General features: G+C 67.8%; 26 protein-coding genes, 1 tRNA gene and 1 pseudogene. 17 read left to right on the forward strand and 11 right to left on the reverse strand.

Going from position 1 to position 24,202, the window contains the following annotated elements:
* Nucleotides 1-817, forward strand: a pseudogene (locus RTO53_RS08380) (RpoH suppressor); the annotation flags it as partial.
* A gap of 138 nt (nucleotides 818-955) precedes the next feature.
* On the opposite strand, the gene RTO53_RS08385 reads toward RTO53_RS08380, so the two are convergent.
* On the reverse strand, nucleotides 956-2,326 hold the full coding sequence (locus RTO53_RS08385) for a short-chain fatty acyl-CoA regulator family protein (protein ID WP_312237358.1): 1,371 nt from the start codon (nucleotides 2,324-2,326) through the stop codon (nucleotides 956-958).
* 111 nt (nucleotides 2,327-2,437) lie between these two features.
* On the opposite strand from RTO53_RS08385, the gene RTO53_RS08390 reads away from it, so the two are divergent.
* From RTO53_RS08390 to mmsB, 5 genes are read left to right on the forward strand one after another with little or no spacing between them, the layout of a single operon-like run.
* Nucleotides 2,438-3,943 (forward strand): CoA-acylating methylmalonate-semialdehyde dehydrogenase, encoded by a 1,506-nt coding sequence (locus tag RTO53_RS08390; protein WP_312237359.1) that lies wholly within the window; start codon nucleotides 2,438-2,440, stop codon nucleotides 3,941-3,943.
* Nucleotides 3,944-3,962: 19 nt separating this feature from the next.
* A complete protein-coding gene (locus RTO53_RS08395) occupies nucleotides 3,963-5,129 on the forward strand; it encodes an acyl-CoA dehydrogenase family protein (RefSeq protein ID WP_312237360.1) in 1,167 nt (388 codons plus the stop codon).
* Nucleotides 5,126-5,923 (forward strand): enoyl-CoA hydratase, encoded by a 798-nt coding sequence (locus tag RTO53_RS08400; protein WP_312237361.1) that lies wholly within the window; start codon nucleotides 5,126-5,128, stop codon nucleotides 5,921-5,923. The genes RTO53_RS08395 and RTO53_RS08400 overlap by 4 nt, the downstream gene beginning before the upstream one ends.
* Entirely contained in the window at nucleotides 5,920-7,095 is a 1,176-nt protein-coding gene (locus RTO53_RS08405) for an enoyl-CoA hydratase/isomerase family protein (RefSeq protein WP_312237362.1), read from the forward strand. The genes RTO53_RS08400 and RTO53_RS08405 overlap by 4 nt, the downstream gene beginning before the upstream one ends.
* Entirely contained in the window at nucleotides 7,092-7,982 is an 891-nt protein-coding gene (gene mmsB, locus RTO53_RS08410; protein WP_312237363.1) for a 3-hydroxyisobutyrate dehydrogenase, read from the forward strand. Before RTO53_RS08405 ends, mmsB begins: the two co-directional genes overlap by 4 nt.
* Nucleotides 7,983-8,584: 602 nt before the next feature.
* On the opposite strand, the gene RTO53_RS08415 is transcribed toward mmsB, so the two are convergent.
* The gene (locus RTO53_RS08415) at nucleotides 8,585-9,010 is read right to left on the reverse strand and encodes a lysozyme inhibitor LprI family protein (RefSeq protein ID WP_312237364.1); all 426 of its coding nucleotides are present in this window, start codon (nucleotides 9,008-9,010) and stop codon (nucleotides 8,585-8,587) included.
* A gap of 145 nt (nucleotides 9,011-9,155) precedes the next feature.
* Complete coding sequence (locus RTO53_RS08420) at nucleotides 9,156-9,581, reverse strand: organic hydroperoxide resistance protein (RefSeq protein WP_306175506.1); 426 nt, start codon at nucleotides 9,579-9,581, stop codon at nucleotides 9,156-9,158.
* A gap of 111 nt (nucleotides 9,582-9,692) precedes the next feature.
* Between RTO53_RS08420 and RTO53_RS08425 the strand changes: the two genes are divergently transcribed.
* Nucleotides 9,693-10,532, forward strand: a complete 840-nt coding sequence (locus tag RTO53_RS08425; protein ID WP_312237365.1) for an AraC family transcriptional regulator — start codon at nucleotides 9,693-9,695, stop codon at nucleotides 10,530-10,532.
* Nucleotides 10,533-10,547: 15 nt separating this feature from the next.
* On the opposite strand, the gene RTO53_RS08430 is transcribed toward RTO53_RS08425, so the two are convergent.
* Both RTO53_RS08430 and RTO53_RS08435 read right to left on the reverse strand, forming a co-directional pair.
* Entirely contained in the window at nucleotides 10,548-11,507 is a 960-nt protein-coding gene (locus tag RTO53_RS08430; protein ID WP_312237366.1) for a cation transporter, read from the reverse strand.
* Nucleotides 11,508-11,585: 78 nt separating this feature from the next.
* Nucleotides 11,586-12,044 carry a hypothetical protein gene (locus tag RTO53_RS08435; protein ID WP_312237367.1) on the reverse strand — a complete coding sequence of 153 codons (459 nt, stop codon included), beginning with the start codon at nucleotides 12,042-12,044 and terminating at the stop codon, nucleotides 11,586-11,588.
* Between the two features lie 206 nt (nucleotides 12,045-12,250).
* Between RTO53_RS08435 and RTO53_RS08440 the strand changes: the two genes are divergently transcribed.
* The 5 genes from RTO53_RS08440 (at nucleotide 12,251) to RTO53_RS08460 (ending at nucleotide 16,410) form a co-directional block, all read left to right on the forward strand.
* Complete coding sequence (locus RTO53_RS08440; RefSeq protein WP_312237368.1) at nucleotides 12,251-12,532, forward strand: XVIPCD domain-containing protein; 282 nt, start codon at nucleotides 12,251-12,253, stop codon at nucleotides 12,530-12,532.
* Between the two features lie 102 nt (nucleotides 12,533-12,634).
* Nucleotides 12,635-13,639, forward strand: coding sequence for a tRNA dihydrouridine(20/20a) synthase DusA (gene dusA / locus RTO53_RS08445; protein WP_312237369.1), 1,005 nt, complete (start codon nucleotides 12,635-12,637; stop codon nucleotides 13,637-13,639).
* Between the two features lie 212 nt (nucleotides 13,640-13,851).
* Nucleotides 13,852-14,214 (forward strand): hypothetical protein, encoded by a 363-nt coding sequence (locus RTO53_RS08450; protein ID WP_312237370.1) that lies wholly within the window; start codon nucleotides 13,852-13,854, stop codon nucleotides 14,212-14,214.
* A gap of 72 nt (nucleotides 14,215-14,286) precedes the next feature.
* Entirely contained in the window at nucleotides 14,287-14,970 is a 684-nt protein-coding gene (locus RTO53_RS08455) for a response regulator transcription factor (RefSeq protein WP_038691087.1), read from the forward strand.
* A 21-nt stretch (nucleotides 14,971-14,991) separates the two neighbouring features.
* Nucleotides 14,992-16,410, forward strand: coding sequence for an ATP-binding protein (locus RTO53_RS08460; protein WP_312237371.1), 1,419 nt, complete (start codon nucleotides 14,992-14,994; stop codon nucleotides 16,408-16,410).
* Between the two features lie 41 nt (nucleotides 16,411-16,451).
* On the opposite strand, the gene RTO53_RS08465 is transcribed toward RTO53_RS08460, so the two are convergent.
* Together RTO53_RS08465 and RTO53_RS08470 are read right to left on the reverse strand one after the other, a co-directional pair.
* Complete coding sequence (locus tag RTO53_RS08465; RefSeq protein WP_312237372.1) at nucleotides 16,452-17,243, reverse strand: zinc-dependent peptidase; 792 nt, start codon at nucleotides 17,241-17,243, stop codon at nucleotides 16,452-16,454.
* An 8-nt stretch (nucleotides 17,244-17,251) separates the two neighbouring features.
* Nucleotides 17,252-17,527: a hypothetical protein gene (locus RTO53_RS08470; protein WP_312237373.1), complete on the reverse strand. Its 276-nt coding sequence runs from the start codon at nucleotides 17,525-17,527 to the stop codon at nucleotides 17,252-17,254.
* A 128-nt stretch (nucleotides 17,528-17,655) separates the two neighbouring features.
* Here RTO53_RS08470 and birA point away from each other — a divergent pair, with 128 nt between their 5' ends.
* The 4 genes from birA (at nucleotide 17,656) to RTO53_RS08490 (ending at nucleotide 20,319) form a co-directional block, all read left to right on the forward strand.
* A complete protein-coding gene (gene birA, locus RTO53_RS08475; protein ID WP_312237389.1) occupies nucleotides 17,656-18,621 on the forward strand; it encodes a bifunctional biotin--[acetyl-CoA-carboxylase] ligase/biotin operon repressor BirA in 966 nt (321 codons plus the stop codon).
* Nucleotides 18,618-19,355 carry a type III pantothenate kinase gene (locus RTO53_RS08480; RefSeq protein WP_312237374.1) on the forward strand — a complete coding sequence of 246 codons (738 nt, stop codon included), beginning with the start codon at nucleotides 18,618-18,620 and terminating at the stop codon, nucleotides 19,353-19,355. Before birA ends, RTO53_RS08480 begins: the two co-directional genes overlap by 4 nt.
* 9 nt (nucleotides 19,356-19,364) lie before the next feature.
* Entirely contained in the window at nucleotides 19,365-20,201 is an 837-nt protein-coding gene (locus RTO53_RS08485; protein ID WP_312237375.1) for an SPOR domain-containing protein, read from the forward strand.
* Between the two features lie 42 nt (nucleotides 20,202-20,243).
* Nucleotides 20,244-20,319: transfer RNA gene (locus tag RTO53_RS08490), tRNA-Thr, on the forward strand.
* Between the two features lie 45 nt (nucleotides 20,320-20,364).
* On the opposite strand, the gene RTO53_RS08495 is transcribed toward RTO53_RS08490, so the two are convergent.
* The 4 genes from RTO53_RS08495 to RTO53_RS08510 all read right to left on the reverse strand — a co-directional run bounded on the left by RTO53_RS08495 (nucleotide 20,365) and on the right by RTO53_RS08510 (nucleotide 22,835).
* On the reverse strand, nucleotides 20,365-20,904 hold the full coding sequence (locus tag RTO53_RS08495) for a GTPase (RefSeq protein WP_312237376.1): 540 nt from the start codon (nucleotides 20,902-20,904) through the stop codon (nucleotides 20,365-20,367).
* Nucleotides 20,901-21,857 (reverse strand): hypothetical protein, encoded by a 957-nt coding sequence (locus tag RTO53_RS08500; protein ID WP_312237377.1) that lies wholly within the window; start codon nucleotides 21,855-21,857, stop codon nucleotides 20,901-20,903. The genes RTO53_RS08495 and RTO53_RS08500 overlap by 4 nt, the downstream gene beginning before the upstream one ends.
* Nucleotides 21,858-21,948: 91 nt before the next feature.
* On the reverse strand, nucleotides 21,949-22,308 hold the full coding sequence (locus RTO53_RS08505) for a roadblock/LC7 domain-containing protein (protein ID WP_256775192.1): 360 nt from the start codon (nucleotides 22,306-22,308) through the stop codon (nucleotides 21,949-21,951).
* Nucleotides 22,309-22,382: 74 nt separating this feature from the next.
* Nucleotides 22,383-22,835: a roadblock/LC7 domain-containing protein gene (locus RTO53_RS08510; RefSeq protein ID WP_312237378.1), complete on the reverse strand. Its 453-nt coding sequence runs from the start codon at nucleotides 22,833-22,835 to the stop codon at nucleotides 22,383-22,385.
* Between the two features lie 325 nt (nucleotides 22,836-23,160).
* Here RTO53_RS08510 and rocF point away from each other — a divergent pair, with 325 nt between their 5' ends.
* Entirely contained in the window at nucleotides 23,161-24,081 is a 921-nt protein-coding gene (gene rocF, locus RTO53_RS08515) for an arginase (protein WP_312237379.1), read from the forward strand.
* Nucleotides 24,082-24,202: the final 121 nt, after the last annotated feature.

A 24,202-nucleotide genomic window follows, 5' to 3' on the forward strand; every position in this document is an offset into this window, starting at 1 on the left:
CAGCATGGAAGGGCTGACCAGCGGCGGGCAGAACTGCGGCCCGGTGATCACCGCGTTCCGGGTGTGCTGGTTCTCCGATGGTGGCATCAGCAGCAACTTCCCGATCCACCTGTTCGACGCCGCGCTGCCCCGTTGGCCCACCTTCGGCATCAACCTGGTGTATCCGCGCCATGCCGATGCGATCAGCGTGGTGGACCGCGGCCGGGATCCGATCGAACAGGCGGTGTTCCTGCCCACCGAGAACCGCCAGGGCTGGCAGCGCAGCTACCATTCCATCGCCCAGCCGCTGGCTGCGGCGGAGATGTCCGGCTTCCTGTTCTCCATCGTGTCGACCATGCAGAACTGGCGCGATGTGCTGCAGGCCCGCGCGCCCGGTTATCGCGACCGCATCGTGCACGTGTCGCTGCAGGGCGATGAGGGCGGCATGAACCTGGACATGCCCCAGGACGTGCTCGGTCGGATCGCCGCCAAGGGCAGCGTGGCCGGTGAGCGCTTCTGCGGGTTTTCTTTCCAGAACCACTACTGGATCCGCTGGCGCAACCTGGCCTCGGCGTATCAGCGCTACACGCTGGAGATCGCACGTACCGACGATCCCGACCAGCGTGTGGCGGCCTGGAACGACGCGTACCAGACCGTGGCCCTCGGCGAACCGCCCCCGCCCTCGTACCGGCTGACCTCGGAGGACAAACGGCGTGAATCGCAGCGGTTGTGGCGGCACATGGTCGAACAGGGCCAGCACTGGGAAGACCTCGGCCCGGACCTCACCGAAGGCGCCCCGCGTCCGCTGCCGCAGATGAAGGTCACGCCGATTTATTGAGCCGGCACAGCGCGCTCCCGATCCGGTAAAAACCGACCGTTGGTCAGCAACACCTGTAGAGCCGACCGTTGGTCGGCTGCTCTTCGCACCGGGGTCGACCCTTCCCGGCCTCGGATGCAAGTCGACCAACGGTCGACTCTACCTGCGGCCGGGCAGCTGCGCGAAGGCGCGCTGCATGCAATCTTCGCGCGGGCACACCCGGCAGCCGGGGCCGATCGATACCGAGTTGCCCGGGCTCTGGATGTCCAGGCCGCGCGAGTAGATCAGCCGCTCGGCATGCTGCAGATCGCAGCCCAGCGCCACGGCGAAGGTCTTGCGCGGCTGCCCGTGCCCGATCGGGCCGCTGCTCACCTGCCGCGCCAGCCAGAAGTGGCGGCGCCCGTCGGGCATGCGTGCGGTCTGGGTCAGCACCCGACCGGGCTGGTTGAATGCCTCGTAGACGATCCACAGCGGGCACGAGCCGCCCACCTGCGAGAAATGGAAGTCGGTGGCCGAGTGCCGCTTGGACACGTTGCCGGCGCGGTCCACGCGGATGAAGAAGAACGGCAGTCCCGGTGCGCTACGTCGCGCCAGCGTGCTCAGCCGATGGCAGACCGCCTCGAAGCCAACCCCGAAGCGATGTGCCAGCGCATCGATGTCGTAGCTGCTGTGCTCGGCGGCACGCAGGAACTGCGCATAGGGCATCACCAGCGCGCCAGCGAAATAGTTGGACATGCCGATCCGCGCCTGCGCGATCTGTTCGGCGTCGCGGAACCCGGCACGTGCGATCACCGCATCGATCTGCGCTGCATAGCCCAGCAACGCCAGCTCGGCCGCCATCTGGAACGCCTGCTGGCCCGGTTCCAGGTAGTCCGGCAGCCACAGCGTGCGGCTGCCGCCGTCATAGACGCGCTTCTCGCGCCCGGCCTGCAGCGGCGCCACTTCGACCAGCACGCCATGGCGGTCGGCCAACAGCTGGCGCAGGCGGGGGGCGACATGCCCGGCCACCAGCCCCCATTCGCCGAACAACTGCTCGGCCAGGTCGTCCAGTTCGGGGATGTGGTTGTGCATGCGGTTGAAGAAGTCGCGTACCTGGTCGCCGGCCGGCAGCGCCTGCCCGGCATGCACGTCGCCCAGCTGGAACTCCAGCGCGGCGGCATGCTCGCGCAGCATCAGGTGCCGGCGGTGCAGGTCGAGCAGGGCGCGGCTGACCTGCGGCAGGTTGCCGGCCATCGCGCGCAGCTCGGTGCTGCTCACATCGTCCAGGCCCAGGTCGCGCAGTGTCTCGCCGAGTGCCTCCTGCAGCGCGCCGGGCTCATCCACGTCGAACAGGTCGGTAACGTCGCCCAACACCTCACGCAGCCTGGCCTGCACCGCAGGGGTGAGCGGACGCTTGTTGCGCTCGATCTGGTTCAGGTAACTGGCCGACAACCCCAGCGCACGCGCCAGCGCGATCTGGCTGTAGCCGCGCTGCTCGCGCAACTTGAGCAGGCGCAGGCCGATCTGGCGTTGGACGGGCGGGCTATTCACAGAATTCACAAGAATCGTAGCGGGCATTGGCCAGATTAAGCGCATGCAGGCCGGAAATCGAGCGTGGCACTGTGAATAATGCCAACAACTTTCGACCCGCCGGGATTGTCCATGACTGTTGCAGCGCCCCGTATCCGCATGTTGATCGATGGCCAGTTCATCGAATCGGCCAGCTCGCATTGGCAGAACGTGGTCAACCCGGCCACCCAGGACGTCCTGGCCCAGGTGCCGTTCGCCACCGCCAGTGAGGTCGATGCCGCCGTGGCCTCGGCCAAGGAAGCCTTCAAGACCTGGCGCAAGACCCCGATCGGCACCCGCGCGCGCATCTTCCTGAAGTACCAGCAGCTGATCCGCGAGAACATGAGCGAGCTGGCCCACATCCTGTCCGCCGAGCAGGGCAAGACCGTGCCCGACGCCGAAGGCGATGTGTTCCGCGGCCTGGAAGTGGTCGAGCATGCCGCCGCCATCGGCAACCTGCAGCTGGGCGAACTGGCCAACAACGTGGCCAACGGCGTGGACACCTACACCCTGCTGCAGCCGCTGGGCGTGTGCGCGGGCATTACCCCGTTCAACTTCCCGGCGATGATTCCGCTGTGGATGTTCCCGATGGCCATCGCCACCGGCAACACCTTCATCCTCAAGCCGTCCGAGCAGGACCCGATGGTCACCATGCGCCTGGTCGAGTTGGCGCTGGAAGCCGGCATCCCCAAGGGCGTACTCAACGTCGTCCACGGCGGCGAAGAGGTGGTCAACGCGATCTGCGACCACCCGGACATCAAGGCTGTCTCGTTCGTCGGGTCCACCCGCGTCGGCACCCACGTCTACAACCGTGCCTCGCTGGCCGGCAAGCGCGTGCAGTGCATGATGGGCGCCAAGAACCACGCCGTGGTGCTGCCGGACGCAAACAAGGAACAGAGCCTCAACGCGATGGTCGGTGCAGCCTTCGGTGCGGCCGGCCAGCGCTGCATGGCCGCCTCTACCCTGGTGCTGGTCGGCGAAGCGCGGGAGTGGGTGCCGGACCTGGTCGCCAAGGCGAAGACGCTCAAGGTCAGCGCCGGCAGCGTCAGCGGCACCGACGTGGGCCCGGTGATTTCCTGCGCCGCGCGTGAGCGCGTGGAAGGCCTGATCGCCTCGGGCGTGGAGCAGGGCGCCAAGCTGGTGCTCGACGGCCGCAACCCGCAGGTGGACGGCTTCGAGAAGGGCAACTTCGTCGGGCCGACCATCTTCGCCGGCGTCAAGCCGGGCATGCGCGTGTACGACGAGGAAATCTTCGGGCCGGTGCTGGTGATCCTGGAAGCGGAGACGCTCGAAGACGCCATCGAACTGATCAACGCCAACCCGAACGGCAACGGCACGGCGCTGTTCACCCAGTCCGGTGCGGCCGCCCGCAAGTTCCAGGAAGACATCGACGTCGGCCAGGTCGGCATCAACGTGCCGATCCCGGTGCCGGTGCCGCTGTTCTCGTTCACCGGTTCGCGCGCGTCCAAGCTCGGCGACCTGGGTCCGTACGGCAAGCAGGTGGTGATGTTCTACACCCAGACCAAGACGATCACCTCGCGCTGGTTCGATGACGAGACGCTGGGTCATGGCGTCAACACCACCATCAGCCTGAAGTAAGCAACAACGGAGTTCGACCATGAGCCACTCGATGACGACGGAACTCGACGAAGCGCAGCAGGCCTATAGAGAGGCCGCGCGCGACTTCGCCCAGGCCGAACTGGCGCCGCACGCCGCGCGATGGGATGCGGAGGGCATCTTTCCGCGCGAGGCGATCGCCAAGGCAGGGGAACTCGGGTTCTGTGGCTTGTACATGGACCCCGAGGTAGGTGGCAGCGGCCTGAGCCGTCTGGACGCCGCCGTCGTCATCGAGGAGCTCGCCAACGTGGATCCGTCCACCGCGGCCTACATCAGCATCCACAACATGGCCTCGTGGATGGTGTCCACGTGGGGCCAGGAAAGCCTGCGTGCCGCGTGGGGCAGCGACCTGTCTTCGGGCAGCAAGCTGGCCTCGTACTGCCTCACCGAGCCGGGTGCCGGCTCGGATGCGGCCTCGCTGAAGACCACTGCGGTGCGCGATGGCGACCACTACGTGTTGAACGGGTCCAAGGCCTTCATCTCCGGTGCCGGTGCCACCGAGCTGCTGGTGGTGATGGCGCGCACCGGCGGCGCCGGTGCCAGCGGGATCAGCGCGATCGCCGTGCCGGCCGACCTGCCGGGCATCAGCTACGGCCGCAAGGAAGAGAAGATGGGCTGGAACAGCCAGCCCACCCGCGGCATCACCTTCGAGAACGTGCGTGTCCCGGTCAGCCACCTGTTGGGAGAGGAGGGTGGCGGCTTCAAGCTGGCCATGAAGGGCCTGGACGGCGGGCGCATCAACATCGCCGCCTGCTCGCTGGGCGCGGCCCAGGGCGCACTGGATGCCGCACGCCGCTACATGGGCGAGCGCCGCCAGTTCGGCAAGGCGCTGGCTGAGTTCCAGGCACTGCAGTTCAAGCTGGCCGACATGGCCATCGAACTGGTGGCTGCACGACAGATGGTGCACACCGCCGCGCGCAAGCTCGATGCCGGTGCCAGCGATGCCAACGTGTGGTGCGCGATGGCCAAGCGCTTCGCCACCGATGCCGGTTTCACCATCTGCAACGAGGCGCTGCAGATCCACGGCGGCTACGGCTACATCCGCGAGTATCCGATCGAACGGCTGCTGCGCGATTCGCGCGTGCACCAGATCCTGGAAGGCACCAACGAGATCATGCGGGTGATCGTGGCCCGCCACCTGCTCAATACCGAAGAGGAACTGCGATGATGGATTGGCGTACGCATGAACATGTCGGCCTGAAGGTCGAGGCCGACGGCCACGTCGCGGTGATCACGCTCAGCAACCCGCCGGCCCATACCTGGACCGTGCACAGCCTGTCCGCGCTGCGCGACCTGGTCGGTGCGCTCAACGCCGACAAGGCCATCTACGCGCTGGTGATCACCGGCGAGGGCGAGAAGTTCTTCTCCGCCGGCGCCGACCTCAAGCAGTTCGCCTCCGGCGACAAGGGCGCCGCACGCGAAGCCGCGCGTCGTTTCGGCGAAGCCTTCGAAGCGCTGTCCGGCTTCCGTGGCGTGTCCATTGCCGCGATCAACGGCTATGCGATGGGTGGCGGCCTGGAATGCGCGCTGGCCTGCGACCTGCGCATCATCGAAGAACACGCCCAGGTCGCATTGCCGGAGGCCACCGTCGGCCTGCTGCCGTGCGCCGGCGGCACCCAGAACCTGCCGCGCCTGGTCGGTGAGGGCTGGGCCAAGCGCATGATCCTGCTCGGCGAGCGCATCGATGCGGACACCGCACTGCGCATCGGCCTGGTCGAAGAGAAGGTCGGCAAGGGCGCCGCCAAGGCGCTGGCGCTGGAATGGGCGCACAAGGCCGGCAAGCAGAGCCCGACCAGCATCGCCGCCTGCAAGACCCTGGTGCAGGCCACCCGCACCGGCACCCATGCTTCGGCGCTGGTCGCCGAGCGCGAAGCCTTCGTCGATCTGTTCGACAGTGCCGACCAGGTCGAGGGCGTCAGCGCCTTCCTGGAAAAGCGTGCTGCGCAGTGGAAGAACGCATGAGCAGCGTCGTCGCCAGCGACGAAGCGCCGGTGCTGTTCGAGGAGCGCCGCGCCGACAACGGCACGCGCATCGGCATCGCCACACTCAACGCAGCGCGCACGCTCAATGGCTTCTCGCTGCCGATGGCCCACCTGCTGCGCGAGCGGCTGGAGGCCTGGGCCGTTGATGACGGCATCGCGCTGGTGGTGCTGCAGGGCGCGGGCGAAAAAGCCTTCTGCGCCGGCGGCGACCTGCACAGCCTGTACCGCAGCATGGTCGATCACCGCGCGAGCGGCAGCACCGACATCCGCGACAACGCCTACGCAGCCGAATTCTTCGACGTCGAGTACCGCGTCGACTACGCCATCCACACCTACCCCAAGCCGATCCTGTGCTGGGGCCACGGCATCGTCATGGGCGGCGGCATCGGGCTGATGTCCGGCGCCAGCCACCGCGTGGTCAGCGAGCGCTCCAGGCTGGCCTTCCCGGAAATCACCGTCGGCCTGTTCCCCGATGTGGGTGGCAGTTGGCTGCTGCCGCGCGTGCCGGGCAAGGGCGGCCTGTTCCTGGCCCTGACCGGCGCACCGCTCAATGCCGGCGATGCGATCTATGCCGGTCTGGCCGACATCCATATCGCCGAGGCGCAACGCGGCAGCGTGCTCGACGCCCTCACCGAGGTGCATTGGAGCAGCGACGCCAAGCGCAACCACGACCAGCTCGGCGCGCTGCTGCAGCAGCATGCCAGCGACGCCGCGACCGGCCCGCTGCTGCGCAATGCGGCCGCCATCGAAGCGCTGTGCGAGGGCGACGATGTGGCTGCCATCGTCGATGCAATCATCGCGATGGAAACCGAGGACGCCTGGCTGAAAAACGCGCAGGCCACGCTCGCGGCCGGTGCGCCCGGTTCGGCGCGGCTGGCCTTCGAGCTGCAGCGCCTGGCCGATGGCATGTCGCTGGCCGAGGTCTATCGCCTTGAATACATCGCTGCCCTGCACGCCGCTGCCCACGGCGATTTCGCCGAAGGCATCCGCGCGCTGTTGATCGACAAGGACCGTAATCCGCAGTGGCAGCCGCGCACGTTGGCCGACGCCACCGCGGCGTGGGCCCACACCTTCCTCGTATCGCCCTGGTCCGACGCCGCGCATCCGCTGGCCGACCTCGGTGCCACCGTCCCTGAAAGGAGCCTTGCATGAGCCGTATTGCATTCATCGGGTTGGGCAACATGGGTGGCCCGATGGCCGCCAACCTGGCCAAGGCCGGCCATGCCGTGCGCGTGTTCGACCTGGTCCCCGCCGCCGTGCAGGCGGCGGTCGACGCCGGTGCCACTGCCGCGCATTCCGCGCTGGATACCCTGACCGACGCCGAGATCGTGATCTCGATGCTGCCGGCCAGCCGCCACGTCGAAGGCGTCTATCTCGGCGACGATGGCCTGCTCGGCGACATCCCCGGCGGCGCGCTGGTCATCGACTGCAGCACGATCGCCCCGGCCACCGCGCGCAAGGTCGCCGAGGCGGCCGCCGCACGCGGCCTGCAGATGTTGGACGCGCCGGTCTCCGGCGGCACCGCCGGCGCCCAGGCCGGCACCCTCACCTTCATCGTCGGTGGCGAAGCCGATGCGCTCGAGCGCGCGCGCCCGCTGCTGCAGGCCATGGGCAAGAACATCTTCCACGTCGGTGCCAGCGGCGCCGGCCAGGTTGCCAAGCTGTGCAACAACATGGCCCTTGGCGTCATCATGGCTGTTACTGGCGAATCGATCGCCCTCGGCGTGGCCCACGGGCTGGACCCGAAGGTGCTCTCGCAGATGATGGCGGTCAGCACCGGACGCAGCTGGGCCACCGAAGTATGCAACCCGTGGCCGGGTGTACTCGAAAACGCGCCCGCCTCGCGCGGCTACAGCGGCGGCTTCGGCAGCGACCTGATGCTCAAGGACATGGGCCTGGCGGTGGAAGCGGCGATGAGCGTCGGCGCCTCCATCCCGCTCGGCGAGCTGGCCCGCAACCTGTATTCGATGAACCACCAGGCCGGCCGCGGCAAGCTGGATTTCTCCAGCGTCGTGCAACTGATCGCGAACGAAAAATAACGGGTAATGCCGGCCGTTGGCCGGCAACCTCATACACCCGGACATATGCGTGGAGCCGGCCAACGGCCGGCACTACCGAAAATCGATGCATCCCGTGGCAATCGGCGATCCGCCGGCGCCCGCAACCAGACGCATCCCGTGGCCTTGCCCGGGATCCACCGCGGTGGGATGGGCGGTTGCCCGGCTTCAACGCCAGGCAGCCGCCCATTTTTTTTGGTTCTTCGCCCGTATGCGGGGCAAGCACGAAGCGCCCTGAATCTCTTCCCGCTCGGCCTGTCGCGCGCGTGAGGGCCCCCATGCCCTTGGAGGCGAAATAAAGGAGGAGGCCGCACCGCGGCCGGGGGACATTCGCCGGAAAGGGCATGGGGCCCTCACGCGCGCAACAGGCCGAGCGGAGACGCAGTCCGATCCATACGCCGCAGACACTGGCCCGTCCCACTCGTAACAGCGCGACAGCCCCTGCAAAAAGACGCGCCCCTCGGATGGGAGAAGACCTTTTTTTTGCAGACGGCTCAGGCCATCGCGGTGCGCCTACCGTGCTGCTCATCGATCACCGGCGTACGCCCGCTACTGTCCTTCCAGCAAGCCGCGTGGGCCAGCGATCAGTCGAGAAGGTCGAGGTAGTGCTGCAACTGGTCGGCGCGTGCACTCACGCGCAGCATGTCGGTCTCGCTGCTCTGCAGGTTGCCCGGCTGCGAGTCGTCATACAGCACCGCTTCCAGGCGACCGTCGAGATCGCGCGAGGTCAGCCAGGCGCGCTGCGCAGCGACCAGGGTGGCCTTGCGCGGTCCATCCAGGCGGGTCTGCAACTGCGTGTAGAGCCGGTTCAGCCGCTGGTCCTGGCGCGTGGCTTCCTGCGAAATGCACGCGGCCTGTTCGATCGCACCGTGTGCTTGCTGCTGGCAGGCGGCGTACGTCGCGCTCGGGCCCTTGGCGGCAGCGGGCGTTGCAGCCGTTGCTGCGCCACCGGCGGCCAGGCCCGTCAGCAGCAGGACGCGCAGGACGATACGGATGTGCTGGGCCGGCATGCAGTGCTCCACCTTTTCATCTGGGTGGCTGAGTATACGAAGACCGCCGCGCTGCCGCTGTCACCGGACGGCTGCTGAAAACCACTGCGGCGGACCGGGCATCGCCCGGCCCGCCGCAGGCCGATCAGAGCCGCGGATGCAGCGCTCAGAGCACGGTCAGGGTCACATCGATGTTGCCGCGGGTCGCGTTGGAGTAAGGGCACACGATGTGGGCCTTCTGCACCAGTTCTTCGACCTGCTCGCGCGGCAGGCCCGGCACGTTGATCTGCAGCTCGGCCTGGATGCCGAAGCCGGTCGGAATCTGACCGATGCCGACCTTGCCGGTGATGGTGGTTTCGGCCGGCAGCGCGACCTTGGCCTGGCCGGCCACGTACTTCAGCGCGCCCAGGAAGCAGGCCGAATAGCCGGCGGCGAACAGCTGTTCCGGGTTGGTGCCCGGGCCGCCCGCGCCGCCCAGCTCGCGCGGGGTGGACAGCTGCACGTCCAGGACGTTGTCGGAGGAGGTGGCGTGGCCCTCACGGCCGCCGGTGGCGGTGGCAGTGGCGGTGTACAGAATCGTTTCGATGGACATGGGAATCTCCTGCGGAATGGGCGGGGGTAGGCCAGTTGGCAGGTGTACTTTGCCCCATCCCTGGGTACGCTGGGTTACATTTCGTCTATCAAACTTGATCAAGAGTCCAGCATGGTCGATCGCCTGCAATCCCTGCTCAGCCGCTTTGCGGTCAGCGCCGAGGTCTTCCACGCCGGCCCGTTGTGCGGCGTCAATGACTTGGCCGCCGACGGCGAACGCGGCCAGCTGCACCTCATCCGCGACGGACATGTGCGCGTGGAGCATGCCGACGGCAGCGTGCTGCAGATCGACCAGCCGAGCGTACTGCTGTACCCGCGCCCGCTCGCCCACCGCTTCGTGACCGATGCCCGGCGCGGCGCCGATTTCGCCTGCGCGCACCTGCAGTTCGAAGGCGGCGGCAACAATCCCGTCGCCGCCGCGCTGCCCGCGGTGATCTGCCTGCCACTGGACGCGTTGTACGGTGGGCAGCCGGTACTGTCGCTGCTGTTCGAAGAAGCCTTCGCCCAGCGCTGCGGCCGCCAGGCCCTGCTCGACCGTCTGTTCGAGGTGGTGCTGATCCAGATCCTGCGCGCGCTGATGGAAAGCGGCCAACTGCGTGTCGGCCTGCTCGCGGGCATGGCCCATCCGCGTCTGCGTCATGCATTGGTGGCCATGCATGACGCCCCGGCCGAGGACTGGACGCTGGAATCGCTGGCCCACCGCGCCGGCATGTCGCGCAGCGCCTTCGCCGACAGCTTCCGCGACACCATCGGCAGCACGCCGGGCCAGTACCTGCAGGGCTGGCGCACGCGGCTGGTGCAGCAGGCGCTGCGCAAGGGGCAGCCGCTCAAACGCATCGCCGCCGACGTCGGCTACGGCAGCGAAGCGGCGTTGTCGCGCGCGTTCAAGGCGCAGACCGGGCATTCACCACGGCAGTGGAAGCAGGCGAGCATCGCCATGCCATCGCCCTGATGCAGTGGCAGTCACTCAGATCGCCCACTCCCGATCGGTGGTGAACATGATCGTCAACCACCGGTCCGTCGATTCCTCCCCCAGCGCTTCACCGATTTCATCGCGCAACCGGTCCCATTCCAGCAGCGCACGCGGCGGGTCGTCGGCGCGCACCACGAAGAACAGCTCGATCTGCTCGCCACGCCCGACCTTGGCCACGTAGCTGCGGTACTCGAGGAATCCGTGCCGGGCCACGATGGCGCGTGCCACGGCATCCACGTGCGCCTGCAGGTCCAGCGGCGTGATCAGCAGGATGTCCTTCAGTGCCTGGCGCACCGTGCCCAGCGGGGCCACCACCACGAACAGGCAGACCACCAGCAGGATCGCCGGATCGATGTACGGCACCAGCCACGCCCACCGTGTTCCGCCCAGCAGCCAGCCCCCGACGAAGGCGACCAGGTAAGCGGCGGACATGCTCGCGGCCACCACCCAGTTCTTTGCATCGAGTGCGATGAACTCCGAGCCGATGGACCGGTTGGCGCGGCGCACGAACAGCGCCAATCCGGTTTCAGCGATGATCGAGATCACCGCGAACAGAATCGCCGGCCCCAGCGCGATCATCCGCCCGCCGGACATCAGCGCATCCACCGCATTGACCGCCGCATACAGCGCCGCCCCGATCATCAGCGTGCCGCTCACCCCCAGCACGATCGGCTCCAGGTGCCAGAAGCCCATGGTGAAGCGTTGGTTCAAGCGCGACTGCAAGGCATCCACGTTCGTGGACAGGCTGATCAGGCGCACCACCAGCAGCGACAACCAGGTCATCACCACATCGATCAGCCCGTAGATGCCATCGAAGATGATCAGCGAGGAGTTGGCCAGCAGGCCGAACCCCACCGCCGCGGCGGCCATCGCCAGCGAGGCGGCGATGGACAGGCGCAGCACGCCCTGTTCGGTGGTGGGGTCGAAGGTGTGGGGGCGAAGCAGGGCGGTCATGGTGGTTCTGGGCGCGGGGCTGCGATGGCGCATTGTCCGCTGTTGCGCTGGTCGGTGGTGAAGACGGCGGTAACCCGATCAATCGCCTGCCTCGACACGCTTGCCTGGCACACGTGCAGCCTGGCATGGCACAGGGTGGAAATCGCTGGCGGCATTGCCACGCAGAATGCTGCCGACCAGCGACTTCCAGAACGCCGACGGATCCTCTTCATCGACGGTGCCCTGGACGAAGATCGGCTGCGGCAGCCGGGCGCGCCGCAACTCGCTCTCGACACCGAGTCGGGCGCCTTGCAGATACTGACCGAAAATCACCAGCTGCGGCGCTATCTGCTGCAGCACACAGGCCTCGGCAAAGCGCGCACCCAACTGGCGCTCGGCGAACGCGCCGACCAGATCGTAGCGCCGCCACTCCAGCAGGCCGATGCCGCATTCCAGGCTTCCGGCGAGCTCCACGCGGATGGGACCGCGCCGCCCGATGGATCGGGCGATCCCCTGGCGTCTGCGCTCGTCCCCTCCCATCACCAGCATCCTGAGCATGCGTGGTTCCCTTTCCTCCGTCGAGCCGATGATTAGGAGCCGCCTGCGCCCCCTCGATCCATCAGGCACGTCTGATTCGCGCGCCTGCCGGCGCCGCGCGCCCAATCAGCCCGTTCGCCGTGCGTGATTTACAATCGCCGCGACGACGCGTCTGCGTCGCCGCTGGCAGGACGCCAGTTCGGCGTTTCGCTGATGTGAGCGGGCCCATGCAGGAAGCCGAGCGCGCCGCCGGTCAGCTCGCCTACGAAAGCAAGGTGGTGGGCATGCGTCAGATCGACCACGTGGTCGCCCGTCCCGACGGCAGCGGTCTGTTCGCGGTGCAGGGAACGGTGGGCGATCCGGCCTCGGTGCGGACCTTCGTGGATCGCAACCAGGCCGTGTCGCAGCCGGTGGAAGCCAGCACGCGGCAGGTGGAGGATCTGGACAAGCAGTTCGGCCAGCAGACGCAGGAACAGGAACAGGCGCAGACCAGGGCGCGCGGACAGTAACGCTACGGGCAGGCCACCCCGCCGCCGGCCTTGTTGTTCAGGCCGGCGGTGTAAACTATTGATCTCACTGGCAATGCCGGTCTTTCCCCGATACGCCGCCCGATGACGTCCGCCACCGCCCGTTACGCCGCCTCCCTGCGCCTGTCCGTCGCCCCGATGATGGACTGGACCGACCGCCATTGCCGGTACTTCCACCGGCTGCTGGCGCCGGGTGCACGGCTGTACAGCGAGATGGTCCACGCCAACGCGGTGATCCATGGCGATCGCGAGCGCCTGCTCGGGTTCGACGGCAGCGAGCATCCGCTGGCACTGCAGCTGGGCGGCAGCGATCCGGCCCTGCTCGCGCAGGCGGCGCGCATCGCCCAGGACTGGGGCTACGACGAGGTCAACCTCAACTGCGGCTGCCCCTCCGATCGGGTCCAGGCCGGGCGCTTCGGTGCCTGCCTGATGCGCGAGCCGGTGCTGGTGGCCGAGTGCGTGGCGGCCATGGTCGCTGCGGTCGACATCCCGGTCACGGTCAAGTGTCGCTTGGGCGTGGATGAGGACAACGACTACGAAACCTTCGTCAACTTCGTCGATCAATCTGCCAACGCCGGCAGCGCGATGTTCATCGTGCACGCCCGCAACGCGTGGTTGAAGGGTCTGTCGCCGAAGGAAAACCGCGAGGTGCCGCCGCTGCGCTACGACTGGGCGCACCGGCTCAAGGCCGACCGCCCGACGCTGCAGATCGTGCTCAACGGTGGCCTGGCCACGGTCGAGGCCGCGCAGGCCCAGCTGCCCGCGCTGGACGGGGTCATGCTGGGCCGTGCCGCCTACCACGACCCCTACGTGCTGCATCAGCTCGAAGCGGCGCAAACCGGTGCGGCGCTGCAGCCGCGCGAGGCACTGCTGCGCGCCATGCGCCCATACATCGAAGATCAACTCGGTCGCGGCCTGGCCCTCAAGCACATTACCCGCCACCTGCTTGGCCTGTTCCACGGCCAGCCGGGCGGTCGCGCGTTCCGGCAGGTGCTCAGCGAAGGCGCGCACCGCGCCGGTGCCGACTGGGACCTGATCGAGCAGGCGCTGGCGATCACCCGCGCCCAGGCCGAACGCGTCGCTGCGTGAGCCGCGTCACCTTGTCTGCTTGACAAGGGACCCACTTTAGCCACCAATGTTCACTTAGATGAACGGCATGAGGGCGCGATCGAAAAAGTTCAGACCGGATTCACTGCGTAAAACCAAGAATTCGCTAAGGATTTGTAAAACGCCGGCCCAGGCTGGCGGTTGCCGATTCACAATTTTTGAACGTTTAGCCGCGCTCCGCTAGGATCAGACCGATGTTCTCCGTGACCTGCCACCGCCGTCTTGCCGTCCTCGCCCTGCTGGCGTCGGGTGCTGCTGCCTCCATTGGCGGTGCATCGGCGCAGGAGCCGGACCCGGCGCGTGGCGAGATGATCCGGGCAGCACGGGGGGCACCGCCGGAACGCTCGCTGTCCGATGCGGTCCGCCGCGTCCAGCGCACCACCGGCGGTCACATCCTGGGCGCCGAGCGGGTGCCCTACGACGGTCGCGACATCAACCGGGTCAAATACATGGACGACCGCGGTCGCGTCCGCTACATGGACGACCCCGCGCCGGCACGTTCACAGCCCCGCGCACCGCGATCGGATATGTCTTCACTACGCGGCGATAACCCCTGAACAGGGATAGTTGTCCGTAATCATCTGTATTCCACTGGCCTCAGGCCATACCCAGGACACTAGGGAGAGTTCATGCGTATCCTTCTGGTCGAAGACGAAGCCCCGCTGCGGGAAACACTGGCAGCCCGGCTCAAGCGCGAAGGCTTTGCCGTCGATGCCGCGCAGGACGGTGAGGAAGGTCTGTACATGGGCCGCGAAGTGCCGTTCGACGTGGGCATCATCGATCTGGGCCTGCCCAAGATGTCGGGCATGGAACTGATCAAGGCGCTGCGCGACGAGGGCAAGAAATTCCCGGTGCTGATCCTCACCGCACGCTCGAGCTGGCAGGACAAGGTCGAGGGCCTGAAGCAGGGCGCCGACGACTACCTGGTCAAGCCGTTCCATGTCGAAGAACTGCTGGCCCGCGTCAATGCGCTGCTGCGCCGCGCCGCTGGCTGGAGCAAGCCGACGCTGGAATGCGGCCCGGTCGCGCTGGATCTTGCCGCGCAGACGGTCAGCGTCAGCGGCAGCAACGTGGACCTCACCAGCTACGAGTACAAGGTGCTCGAATACCTGATGATGCATGCCGGTGAACTGGTCTCCAAGGCCGACCTCACCGAGCACATCTATCAGCAGGATTTCGATCGCGACTCCAACGTGCTGGAAGTGTTCATCGGTCGCCTGCGCAAGAAGCTCGACGCCGACGGCGAACTCAAGCCGATCGAAACCGTGCGTGGCCGCGGTTACCGTTTCGCGATTCCGCGCAACGAGGGCTGAGCCCTGCAGGGCGATTGAACGATGTCAGGCCGTCTGTGGTTCTTCAAACGCTGGCGGCCGCGCTCCCTGCAGGCGCGCCAGTTGCTGGCCGCCTCGGTGGGCCTGGTCGCGTTCCTGGCCATCGCCGGCTACGCGCTGGATGCGGCCTTCGCCGATACGGCGCGCGCCAATCTCCAGGAGCGCCTGAAGAACTACGCACGGGCCTACGCGGCGGGGATCGACTTCACCCGTGACCGCTCGCTGTATATCCGCGAGCAGCCACCGGATCCGCGCTTCGACATGCCCGGTAGCGGCCTCTACCTGCAGGTCGTGATGCCGGAGGGCAAGGGCAACTCGTTGTCGGCCGAAGGCCCGATGCTGCCCAGCGCCGGCCTGCTGGCGCCGCTGCGGGAAGTGTTCGAAGGCCCGCTGCCGATGGTCCAGATCGATGGCAGCCAAGGCTCGGTGTACCGCTATGGCATGGGCCTGGTCTGGGATGCCGAAGCCGACCCGGCGACCGAATTTCCATACACCATCTACGTGATGGAAGACTCGCGCGCGCTCGGCGCGCAGCTGCGCGTGTTCCGTGGCCGCGTGTGGTTCTGGATGGGCGGTGCCGGCCTGATCCTGCTGATGCTGCAGACCGTGATCCTGCAGTGGAGCCTGCGCCCGATGCGGCGCGTGATCACCGAACTGACCAAGGTGCAGCGTGGCGAAACCGCGCGCATGAGCGAGCGCCATCCGCGCGAGCTGGAACCGCTGACCGACAGCATCAATGCCTTCATCGAAAGCGAGCGCGAGAACCTCGAGCGCCAGCGCAACACCCTGGCCGACCTCGCACACAGCCTGAAAACCCCGCTGGCCGTGCTGCGCACCCAGCTGGACAGCGGCGCGCAGGACCAGGACCTGCGGCAGGAGTTCGACGTGCAGCTGCGGCGCATGAACAACCTGGTGTCCTACCAGCTGGCGCGCGCGGCCTCGTCGGGGCACAAGCTGTTCTCGGCGCCGTTGCCGATCGAGTCCAACGCCGAAGAGATCGTGCGCGGGCTGGAGAAGGTCTACGCCGGCAAAGGCGTGCTGTGCGAATTCGATATCGATGAGGCCGCGCGTTTCCACGGCGAACCGGGCGACCTGCAGGAGCTGCTCGGCAACCTGCTGGAGAACGCGTTCAAATGGGCCAACCGCCGCGTGCTGCTCACCGCCAAACCATTGCCGGCGCCGGGTGCGCGGCGTGCCGGGCTGGTGCTGTCGGTGGACGATGATGGCCCGGGCATCGCCCCGGACGACGTCGCCAAGGTGCTGCAGCGTGGCGTGCGCGGCGACGAGCGCGTGCAGGGCCATGGCATCGGTCTGTCGATCGTGCAGGACCTGATCAAGGATTACCGCGGCGAACTGCAGGTCAAGCGTTCGCCGGAACTGGGCGGTGCGCGTTTCGAAGTGAAGCTGCCGCCCGGGCCGTGAGGCCGGGAGATGCCGGCCTCGCAGCGGCCACCGGTCGATGCCTAGCGCGGCGGGCTGACATGCGAGGTTGGGGCCGGCGGCTGGTCGGTACCCGACAGGTCCGGCGGCTCGCCGTAGAACCGGCGCAGATGGGCAGCCACGGTCGGCAGCTCCTGCTCAAGCAGATCCGGCGCGGAGAAGTGGTACTCGGTAACCACCGCGAAGAACTCTTCCGGCGCTTCGGCCGCGTACGGATCGATCAAGGTGTCGCGGCCGCGATCGACCTGCGCGCAGAACGCATCGTAGGCGGTCTGGAAATCCCTGGCCCATTGCCGCTGCCAGTCGCGCGGCAGCGGCGGGGTGCCATCGATGGCGCCGTCCAACGCATCGATCTTGTGCGCCATTTCATGCACGGCCACGCAGTACCCGGCATGCGGATCGGCGATGTCGGCCTGGATATCGGCCCATGACAGGATCAACGGGCCGCTGTCCCACGATTCGCCGATCAGTTCGTCATCCCACTCATGCAGCACGCCGGCGGCATCGACATGGCTGCGCTGCACCCGGAAGGCATCGGGATAGACGATCAGCTGCGACCAGCCGCGCAGGCCGACCTCGCCCAGTTCCAGCAATGGCAGGCAGCACAACGCGGCCAGCAGTACGCCGTCGCCTTCGTCCAGCTGCAGGTCGCCGACCGGGCTGATGGTCTTCTCGTGCAGGAAGCGCGCACTCAGGGTGCGCAGACGCTCGCGGCGTTCCCCGTCCAGGCCGCGCAACCACGCGGCACGCTGGCAACTTTGCTGCCACAGGTCTGCATCAATGGCGCGGGGCGTGCGCCGCAACCAACCCCACATACGTTCGATCAGCGGAACATGCCCGGCAGGAAGCTGTGCCACTTCGGCGCGCGCAGGCGCGGCAACACATCATCATCGCTGCCGCCGCCGCCCGAGCTGGTGCCATTGGCGGCGCTGGGCTTCACGGCTGGCGCGCGTGCCGCCGGTGCGGCTGCAGGCGCGGCGCGCTCGCTTTCGGTCGGCGAATACACACAGCCACCCCGCCCCGTGCTGGTCAGCGCATCGGAAGCGTGCGCGGCCAAGGGGGCCATCAGCAGGATCAGGCAATGGGCGAACGGGCGCATCGTCGACATCCGGAAGGCGGGTCAGCCTTCGATTCTAGCCCGATTCATCGCTGCGATTGGAAGCCCTCCGACAGGCAGCGGATCGGGCTTTCCCGCATAATTTTCCCGATCACTTGATGGAAGCTGCCGTGGACGACCGCCAACTGCTGGCCAAACTGGGCGCCGGACGCCTGTCCGGCGACGCCCTGGCACGCGAACTGGGCCAGACCCGTGCTGCAATTTGGAAGCGGATTCAAGGGCTTAGGGCGGCCGGCGTGGACGTGGAAGGGCGCGCCGGCGAGGGCTACGGGCTGACCCGGCCGCTGGACCTGTTGGACCCGGACACGATCCGGGCCGGCTTGCCCCCGGTCAGCCAGGCCCTGTTGCAGTCGCTGCAGGTGGCCTGGACGGTAGACTCCACCAACGCGGAATTGCTGCGCTGCAGCGCGCCTGAACAGGGCGTTCGCGTCCTGCTAGCCGAGCGTCAGACCGGCGGACGGGGCCGTCGCGGCCGGACCTGGGCCTCGCCGCTGGCCGCCAACATCTACCTGTCGGTGCTGCGTCTGTTCTCCGGTGGCCTGGTCCGCCTGAGTGGATTGAGCCTGGTCGCCGGCATCGCGGTGGCCGAGGCGCTGCACGACCTGGGCTACGTCCAGGCACGGTTGAAATGGCCGAACGATCTGATGGTGGACGGACGCAAGCTGGTCGGCCTGCTGGCCGAGGGCGGTGGCGAGTATGCCGGCCCGGCGCGCGCGGTGATCGGGATCGGCATCAACGTGCACATGCCGGCCGCATCGGCGGCGCAGATCGCCCAGCCGTGGATCGACCTGGACACCCTGGCCGGCGCGTCGGTGGACCGCAACACGGTGGTGGCTGCGGTGCTGGCGCGGCTGTTGCCGGCGCTGGAAACCTTCGATGCGCAGGGCCTGGCCCCGTTCCTGCCGCGCTATGCCGAACTGGACCTGCTGCAGGGCAAGACCGTGCGCGTGGAGCAGGGCGGACAATGGCGCGAGGGCGTCGCGCTGGGGCTGGCCGAAGATGGCGCGCTGCGCGTGCGCATCGAAGGCGTGGAGCAGCATGTGCATGCCGGCGAAGTCAGCGTGAGGGCTCAATGAGCGATTGGTTGTTCGACCTGGGCAATTCCCGGTTCAAGTTCGCACCGTTGCAGGGCGCGCGCGCCGGCGATGTGCAGGCGTGGCCGCACGGTGCCGAGGCAATGCCCGCCGACGCGCTGCAAGCACTGCCCAGTGGCGGGGTGGCCTACGTTGCCAGCGTCGCGGCGCCCGCACTGACGCGCAGCATGCTGGCGATCCTGCAGGGCCGCTTCAGGCAGGTGCGGGTGGCACGCACGCAGGCACGCTACGCCGGGGTGCAGGTGGCGTACGCCGATCCGGAAAAGTTTGGCGTCGATCGCTTCCTGGGCCTGCTGGCCGTTGCCGAACGCGGCGAAGCGGTGGTGGTGGCCGGCGTTGGCACGGCATTGACCATCGATCTGCTCGACGCCGACGGGCTGCATCGCGGCGGCCGCATCGCGGCCTCGCCGACCACCATGCGCGAAGCGCTGCATGCGCGTGCGGTGCAGCTGCCGCCCACCGGCGGGGACTACAGCGAGTTCGCCAATGACACCGCCGATGCGCTGGCCTCCGGTTGCGATGGGGCTGCGGTGGCGTTGATCGAACGCAGCCGCGTGCAGGCGGCCGAGCTGCTGGGCAGCATGCCGACGCTGCTGGTGCACGGCGGCGGCGCGCCGGCCTTGATGCCGCTGCTGCGCGATGCGCACTTCCAGCCGGCGCTGGTACTCGACGGCCTGGCACGCTGGGCCGTGCACCAGCCTGCGGACGCAGGGTAGGATCCCCGCATGCTGACCCGTGCCCTGATCGTCGTGCTGGCCATCCTCAACCTGGGGGTGGCGTTGTGGTGGATGTTGCGTGGCGACCCGGTGCCGGCAGCGCCCGCGGCGACCACCGGGGTGGCGCAGCTGCAGTTGCTGCCGAGCACCGGTGCTCCACCGCCGCCGGCTACGGTGGCTGCGCCGCCGACCCAGGCGCTGGATGATGTGACGCCCGCGCCGAAGCCGACCCCGGTCGCAACGTCGTCTGCAGCGGCGACCGAGCCGGCTGTCGCCAGCGTGACCGCAGCGCCGACACCGACGCCTACGCCTGCGGCGGTACAACCCCCCCCTGCGTCGGCTGCCGTGCCTGCCGCGGTTCCGGCGCCGGCTGCCGCTGCGCCCGCCCAGTGCGTCAGCCTGGGCCCCTTCGCCGACCGTGCCGCCGCCCAGGCTGCACAGGCCAAGGCCGGCGCAGTGTTGCGCGGTGCCCGCCTGCGTGAGGTCGCCGATGCCGGTGCAACGCGCTACCGCGTGCTGCTGCCGGCCGCCGCCAGCCGCGAAGACGCCCAGGCCACGGTCAAGCGGATCATGGCCGCCGGCGTGAGCGACTACTACATCATTGCCCAGGGCGAAGAGACCAACGCCATCGCCCTGGGCCAGTACCGCAACCGCGAGGGCGCCGAACGTCGTATGGCCGCCCTCAGCGCCGCCGGCTTCAACGCCCGCATGGTCGCCAGCGGTGGGGATGGCAGCGCGCAGTGGTGGCTGGATGCGACCCTGGCCGAGCAGGCCGATGCCAGCGTGGTACGCCAACGCAGCGGCGCGGCGCAGCAGCGCTCGCTGGACTGCGCGCGGGTGCGCTAGAATTCGTGCTCCGCGACGGCCCCTGCCGCTCGCCGTGCCTTTGCCGGCATAGCTCAGTTGGTAGAGCAACCGCCTTGTAAGCGGTAGGTCCCCAGTTCGAATCCGGGTGCCGGCACCATCTCCCGCATCGCCCTTACGTCCCGACAGCGTCCGCTGGCGAGCGTTACTGCGTCTGCGCGTACCGATACGACAACAGCGACTTCACCAGGAACGTCACCTGGGCGGCCGAGCGCGCGTCCACGCGCATCACCGGCAGGCGGAAACCGGCCTCCAGCAGCGCCTGGCGCACGTCCGGCACCAGCAGCTCGGGGTGCTCGTCGGTGCGCGTGATGCCCACCGCCAGGCTGGCCTGCGGCGCGATCCGCGAGAACTCCTGCAGCAGTTCCACCGTCGAGGCGATCGGCTCGGGGTGGCGCGCGCTGACCAGCACGATCACCCCCAATGCGCCTTCGCAGACCATCGGCCACATGAAATCCAGATAGCGCTGGCCGGGCACGCCGTAGACGTGCAGCAGCTCGCCATCGTCCAGCTCGATGGAGCTGTAGTCCAGCGCCACCGTGGTCTCGACCTTGTCACCGTAAGCGTCTTCGCTCAGCGGCATCTCGGTGCTGACCGGCTCGACATCGGAGATCGCGCGGACCGCGGTGGTCTTGCCCGCGCCCATGCCTCCGACGAACACCAGCTTGTTGGCAGGCTGGCTCATGATGCCGCTCCCTGGAACAAGGTGAGGCCGAAGCGTCGCGCCACCCAGGAGAAGAAGCGAGAATCGGTGGTGTCGCCGCGGCGGTCGGAACGGGGCACGGGGGCCTCCTCGGTCAAGGCGAGGCCGCTGGCAAGGGCGGCCGAAAAGAGCAGCTGGGCGGTGTCGTGCGGTATGCCACAGGCACCGGCCAGCGCGGTAGCGCGCCACGGGCGGGCGTGCAGGCGGGCGATCGCCGGCAACCAGTGGCTGGGCACATCCTCGGCGTTGAGGTCCGGCCACTGGCGCAGCCGCAGCGAGGCCTGTCCGGCCGGTGCGGGCAGCAGTTCAGGCCGATGGCGGGCAATGCAGAAAAACAGCGCTTCGAACGAATGCCGCTGCGGCAGCCGATACGCATACTGATGCTCGAAGGTCTGCGCATCGATCGCGGTCAGCGACCAGGTCGCATCGTCCAGTTGCGCGGCCACCTCGGCCAGCGTGGTGGACGCGGGCAGGGCGATGCTGCGCGTGCCCGGGTCGACCAGCAGCGTCATCGCACCGCGTTGCAGCAGGTGCATGCCGGTCGGCGGCGCATCGTGCTGCGCCAACTGCAGCAGCAACGGCGTGCCCTGCGTCGACGCTGTCGCCTCCGGTGTGGCCAGCAGCAGCGTGGAAAGCTGTTCGTTGAGATCGCGGACGGTAGCGCCGTGCGGCAGTTCACCGCGTGCGCTGGCATCGAAGCGACGGGCGACGAGCAGCGTCGGCACGCCCTGCGCGCGCGCCTGGGCCAGCGCGTTGGCGCCGGCGACATGGTCCACGCCGATCACCAGCAGGTCCACGGCCTGCCCGGACCATGTTTGCAGGGTCACGTCCATGCGCTCGGCAAGCAGCAATGAGCTGGCCAGCTTGAGCCGGGTCTGGTGCAGCAGATCGAGCCCGATCGCGGCGATCTGGAAGGTACGGATGGGGGTTTTCATGGGGGTGCCAGAGCGGCCGGTCATCGCATGCCTTGGGCACGCTGCGGCGCGGAGATCCCGCGCGGCCTGCGCCGCACGGGACATGCATCGATCAGCTGAAGTCCAGGGTCTTTTCGAAGGCCTTCAGTTCGTGCCGCGACATCGCCAGGTTGGCCTTGGCGCGGTCCATGATCACGTACAGGAACAGCACCGGGTTGCTCTCCAGCGGGCGGATCAGGTGGTACTGGGTGCCCAGGCTGATCAGGATGTCTTCGATGCTGTCGGCCAGGCCCAACTGCTCGGCCACGCGGCGCTTGGTGCGCACCACGTCGGTGTTGCCGGCCGCGGCCAGTTCCAGGTTGATGTTGCCGCCGCCGACGGTGGCCAGGGCCATGCCGCTGTCACTGTCGACCAGGGCCGCGCCGACGAAACCGGCGACCGCGTTGAGCTTTTCCAGATTGAGATTGGACACGAAAATCCTTGTGAGTCAGGCAAAGAGGAAGACGGGCCGAAGACCCGCCCGAAGGCACTGCAGAAAGGGGACGATCAGGCTGCGCGGGCGCGCAGCACGGCTTCAAGGCGGGTAGCGCATTCGCGCGCGTGGAAAAGCAGCACGGCCATGTTCAACGCGTGCGCGCCGACGGCGGTGAGGGTCAGCGGCTTGTCGCCGTGGATCCGGATCAGCACCACGTTGCCCTGGCGCGTACAGATGGTGGCGTAGTCGGCTTCGCTCAACGCCAGTTCGCGCGAGACGGTCTCACCCAGGGTGAGGAACGAATTGGCCATCGCGGCCAGGCGGCGCCCATCCACGTCCAGCGCCGAATCCTCGGCGACTGCACGGCCATCGGCGGTGGAAAGCATCAACAGGGAAATGCCTGGCTCGCGTTCGCGCGCCTGCGCGAATGCGGCCTGGATGCGGTCGATGTCGTACAACTGTCGGGCCGGCTGGCTCTCGCCGCTGGCACTGCGGACAATCTGGTGAATGGTACTGCGCTGCACGTACTGCCCCCTGGCACACGACGAAACACGAACCAATCCGTAAGGGATTAGTCAATCAGTACTGCGAAGAAGTGTGAAATGTAGCACGGTATTTTTGCCTTCACGGGTAACGCAAGATGAACCGCGTGCGCGTCGAAGCCGGTGTCAAAGCATTGACGCGCAAGGCGTTCCCGCAGCGTCGCGATACGACGCTCAGTGACGCGCGGTGTCGCCGATGATCATGGGCAACCTGTCTGGCCTGCGTGGCCTGCTGCATCGCCGCGAGTCGTCCCGTCCCGGGCTGGCTAGACTGTGGCTCTTTTTCCGCATTTGCAGGAGGCACCCCATGGCCACGTATTCACTGGTTTCCCTGATCGGCGTTCCCACCGATATCGGGGCGGGCCATCGCGGCGCAGGCTTGGGGCCGGACGCCCTGCGTATCGCCGGGCTGGCCGAGGCGCTGACCGCCCGGGGCGTGGACGTGCGCGACCTGGGCAACCTGGACGGTCCGCGCAATCCGTGGACGCCGCCGGTGCAGGGCTATCGCCACCTGGACGAAGTGGTGGCCTGGAACCGCGCGCTGATGGACGCCACCTATGCCGAGCTGCAGGCCGGGCGCATGCCGATCATGCTCGGCGGCGATCACTGCCTGGGCATCGGCTCGATCACGGCGGTGGCGCGCTGGTGCCGCGAGCAGGGCAAGACCCTGCGCGTGCTGTGGCTGGATGCGCATTCGGACTTCAACACCAGCGAGGTGACACCGTCGGGCAATGTGCATGGCATGCCGGTGGCCTGCCTGTGCGGGCTGGGCCCGGACGCGCTCACCCGGCTGGGCGGTGACGCCCCGGCGATCCAACCGCAGCAGGTGCACCAGATCGGCATCCGTTCGGTGGACCAGGAAGAGAAGCGGCTGATCAAGCAGCACCAGGTAGATGTGTACGACATGCGCTACATCGACGAGGCCGGCATGAAGCGGACCATGGAAGCTGCGCTGCAGGGCATCGATGACAACACCCACCTGCACGTCAGCTTCGATGTGGACTTCCTGGACCCGAGCATCGCCCCGGGCGTGGGCACCACCGTGCCGGGTGGGGTCAATTACCGCGAGGCCCAGCTGGTGATGGAGATGATCGCCGACACCGGGCGCATGGGCTCGCTGGACATCGTCGAGCTCAATCCGCTGCTGGACAACCGCAACAGCACGGCGGTGCTGGCGGTGGACCTGGTCGAAAGCCTGTTCGGGAAGTCCACCTTGATGCGCGACTGATCGCCCGCCACGCGGCGCTTTCCGGCGCGTGGCTGAATGATCGCAGGCCGCGTTCACATTCGCTGCACGCCGCTCCCGCCAGATTGCATCCACGCGGCGGCAGTGCCGGAAACGGCCACTA

Source organism: Stenotrophomonas sp., assembly GCF_031995405.1.
GTDB lineage: Bacteria > Pseudomonadota > Gammaproteobacteria > Xanthomonadales > Xanthomonadaceae > Stenotrophomonas.

Excerpts from the sequence above, each read along its gene's own strand:
- RTO53_RS08390 (WP_312237359.1), top strand. The coding sequence starts at position 2,438 with ATGACTGTTGCAGCGCCCCGTATCCGCATGTTGATCGATGGCCAGTTC.
- RTO53_RS08395 (WP_312237360.1), top strand. The coding sequence starts at position 3,963 with ATGAGCCACTCGATGACGACGGAACTCGACGAAGCGCAGCAGGCCTAT.
- RTO53_RS08400 (WP_312237361.1), top strand. The coding sequence starts at position 5,126 with ATGATGGATTGGCGTACGCATGAACATGTCGGCCTGAAGGTCGAGGCC.
- RTO53_RS08405 (WP_312237362.1), top strand. The coding sequence starts at position 5,920 with ATGAGCAGCGTCGTCGCCAGCGACGAAGCGCCGGTGCTGTTCGAGGAG.
- mmsB (WP_312237363.1), top strand. The coding sequence starts at position 7,092 with ATGAGCCGTATTGCATTCATCGGGTTGGGCAACATGGGTGGCCCGATG.
- RTO53_RS08415 (WP_312237364.1), bottom strand. The coding sequence starts at position 9,010 with ATGCCGGCCCAGCACATCCGTATCGTCCTGCGCGTCCTGCTGCTGACG.
- RTO53_RS08420 (WP_306175506.1), bottom strand. The coding sequence starts at position 9,581 with ATGTCCATCGAAACGATTCTGTACACCGCCACTGCCACCGCCACCGGC.
- RTO53_RS08425 (WP_312237365.1), top strand. The coding sequence starts at position 9,693 with ATGGTCGATCGCCTGCAATCCCTGCTCAGCCGCTTTGCGGTCAGCGCC.
- RTO53_RS08430 (WP_312237366.1), bottom strand. The coding sequence starts at position 11,507 with ATGACCGCCCTGCTTCGCCCCCACACCTTCGACCCCACCACCGAACAG.
- RTO53_RS08435 (WP_312237367.1), bottom strand. The coding sequence starts at position 12,044 with ATGCTCAGGATGCTGGTGATGGGAGGGGACGAGCGCAGACGCCAGGGG.
- RTO53_RS08440 (WP_312237368.1), top strand. The coding sequence starts at position 12,251 with ATGCAGGAAGCCGAGCGCGCCGCCGGTCAGCTCGCCTACGAAAGCAAG.
- dusA (WP_312237369.1), top strand. The coding sequence starts at position 12,635 with ATGACGTCCGCCACCGCCCGTTACGCCGCCTCCCTGCGCCTGTCCGTC.
- RTO53_RS08450 (WP_312237370.1), top strand. The coding sequence starts at position 13,852 with ATGTTCTCCGTGACCTGCCACCGCCGTCTTGCCGTCCTCGCCCTGCTG.
- RTO53_RS08455 (WP_038691087.1), top strand. The coding sequence starts at position 14,287 with ATGCGTATCCTTCTGGTCGAAGACGAAGCCCCGCTGCGGGAAACACTG.
- RTO53_RS08460 (WP_312237371.1), top strand. The coding sequence starts at position 14,992 with ATGTCAGGCCGTCTGTGGTTCTTCAAACGCTGGCGGCCGCGCTCCCTG.
- RTO53_RS08465 (WP_312237372.1), bottom strand. The coding sequence starts at position 17,243 with ATGTGGGGTTGGTTGCGGCGCACGCCCCGCGCCATTGATGCAGACCTG.
- RTO53_RS08470 (WP_312237373.1), bottom strand. The coding sequence starts at position 17,527 with ATGCGCCCGTTCGCCCATTGCCTGATCCTGCTGATGGCCCCCTTGGCC.
- RTO53_RS08480 (WP_312237374.1), top strand. The coding sequence starts at position 18,618 with ATGAGCGATTGGTTGTTCGACCTGGGCAATTCCCGGTTCAAGTTCGCA.
- RTO53_RS08485 (WP_312237375.1), top strand. The coding sequence starts at position 19,365 with ATGCTGACCCGTGCCCTGATCGTCGTGCTGGCCATCCTCAACCTGGGG.
- RTO53_RS08495 (WP_312237376.1), bottom strand. The coding sequence starts at position 20,904 with ATGAGCCAGCCTGCCAACAAGCTGGTGTTCGTCGGAGGCATGGGCGCG.
- RTO53_RS08500 (WP_312237377.1), bottom strand. The coding sequence starts at position 21,857 with ATGAAAACCCCCATCCGTACCTTCCAGATCGCCGCGATCGGGCTCGAT.
- rocF (WP_312237379.1), top strand. The coding sequence starts at position 23,161 with ATGGCCACGTATTCACTGGTTTCCCTGATCGGCGTTCCCACCGATATC.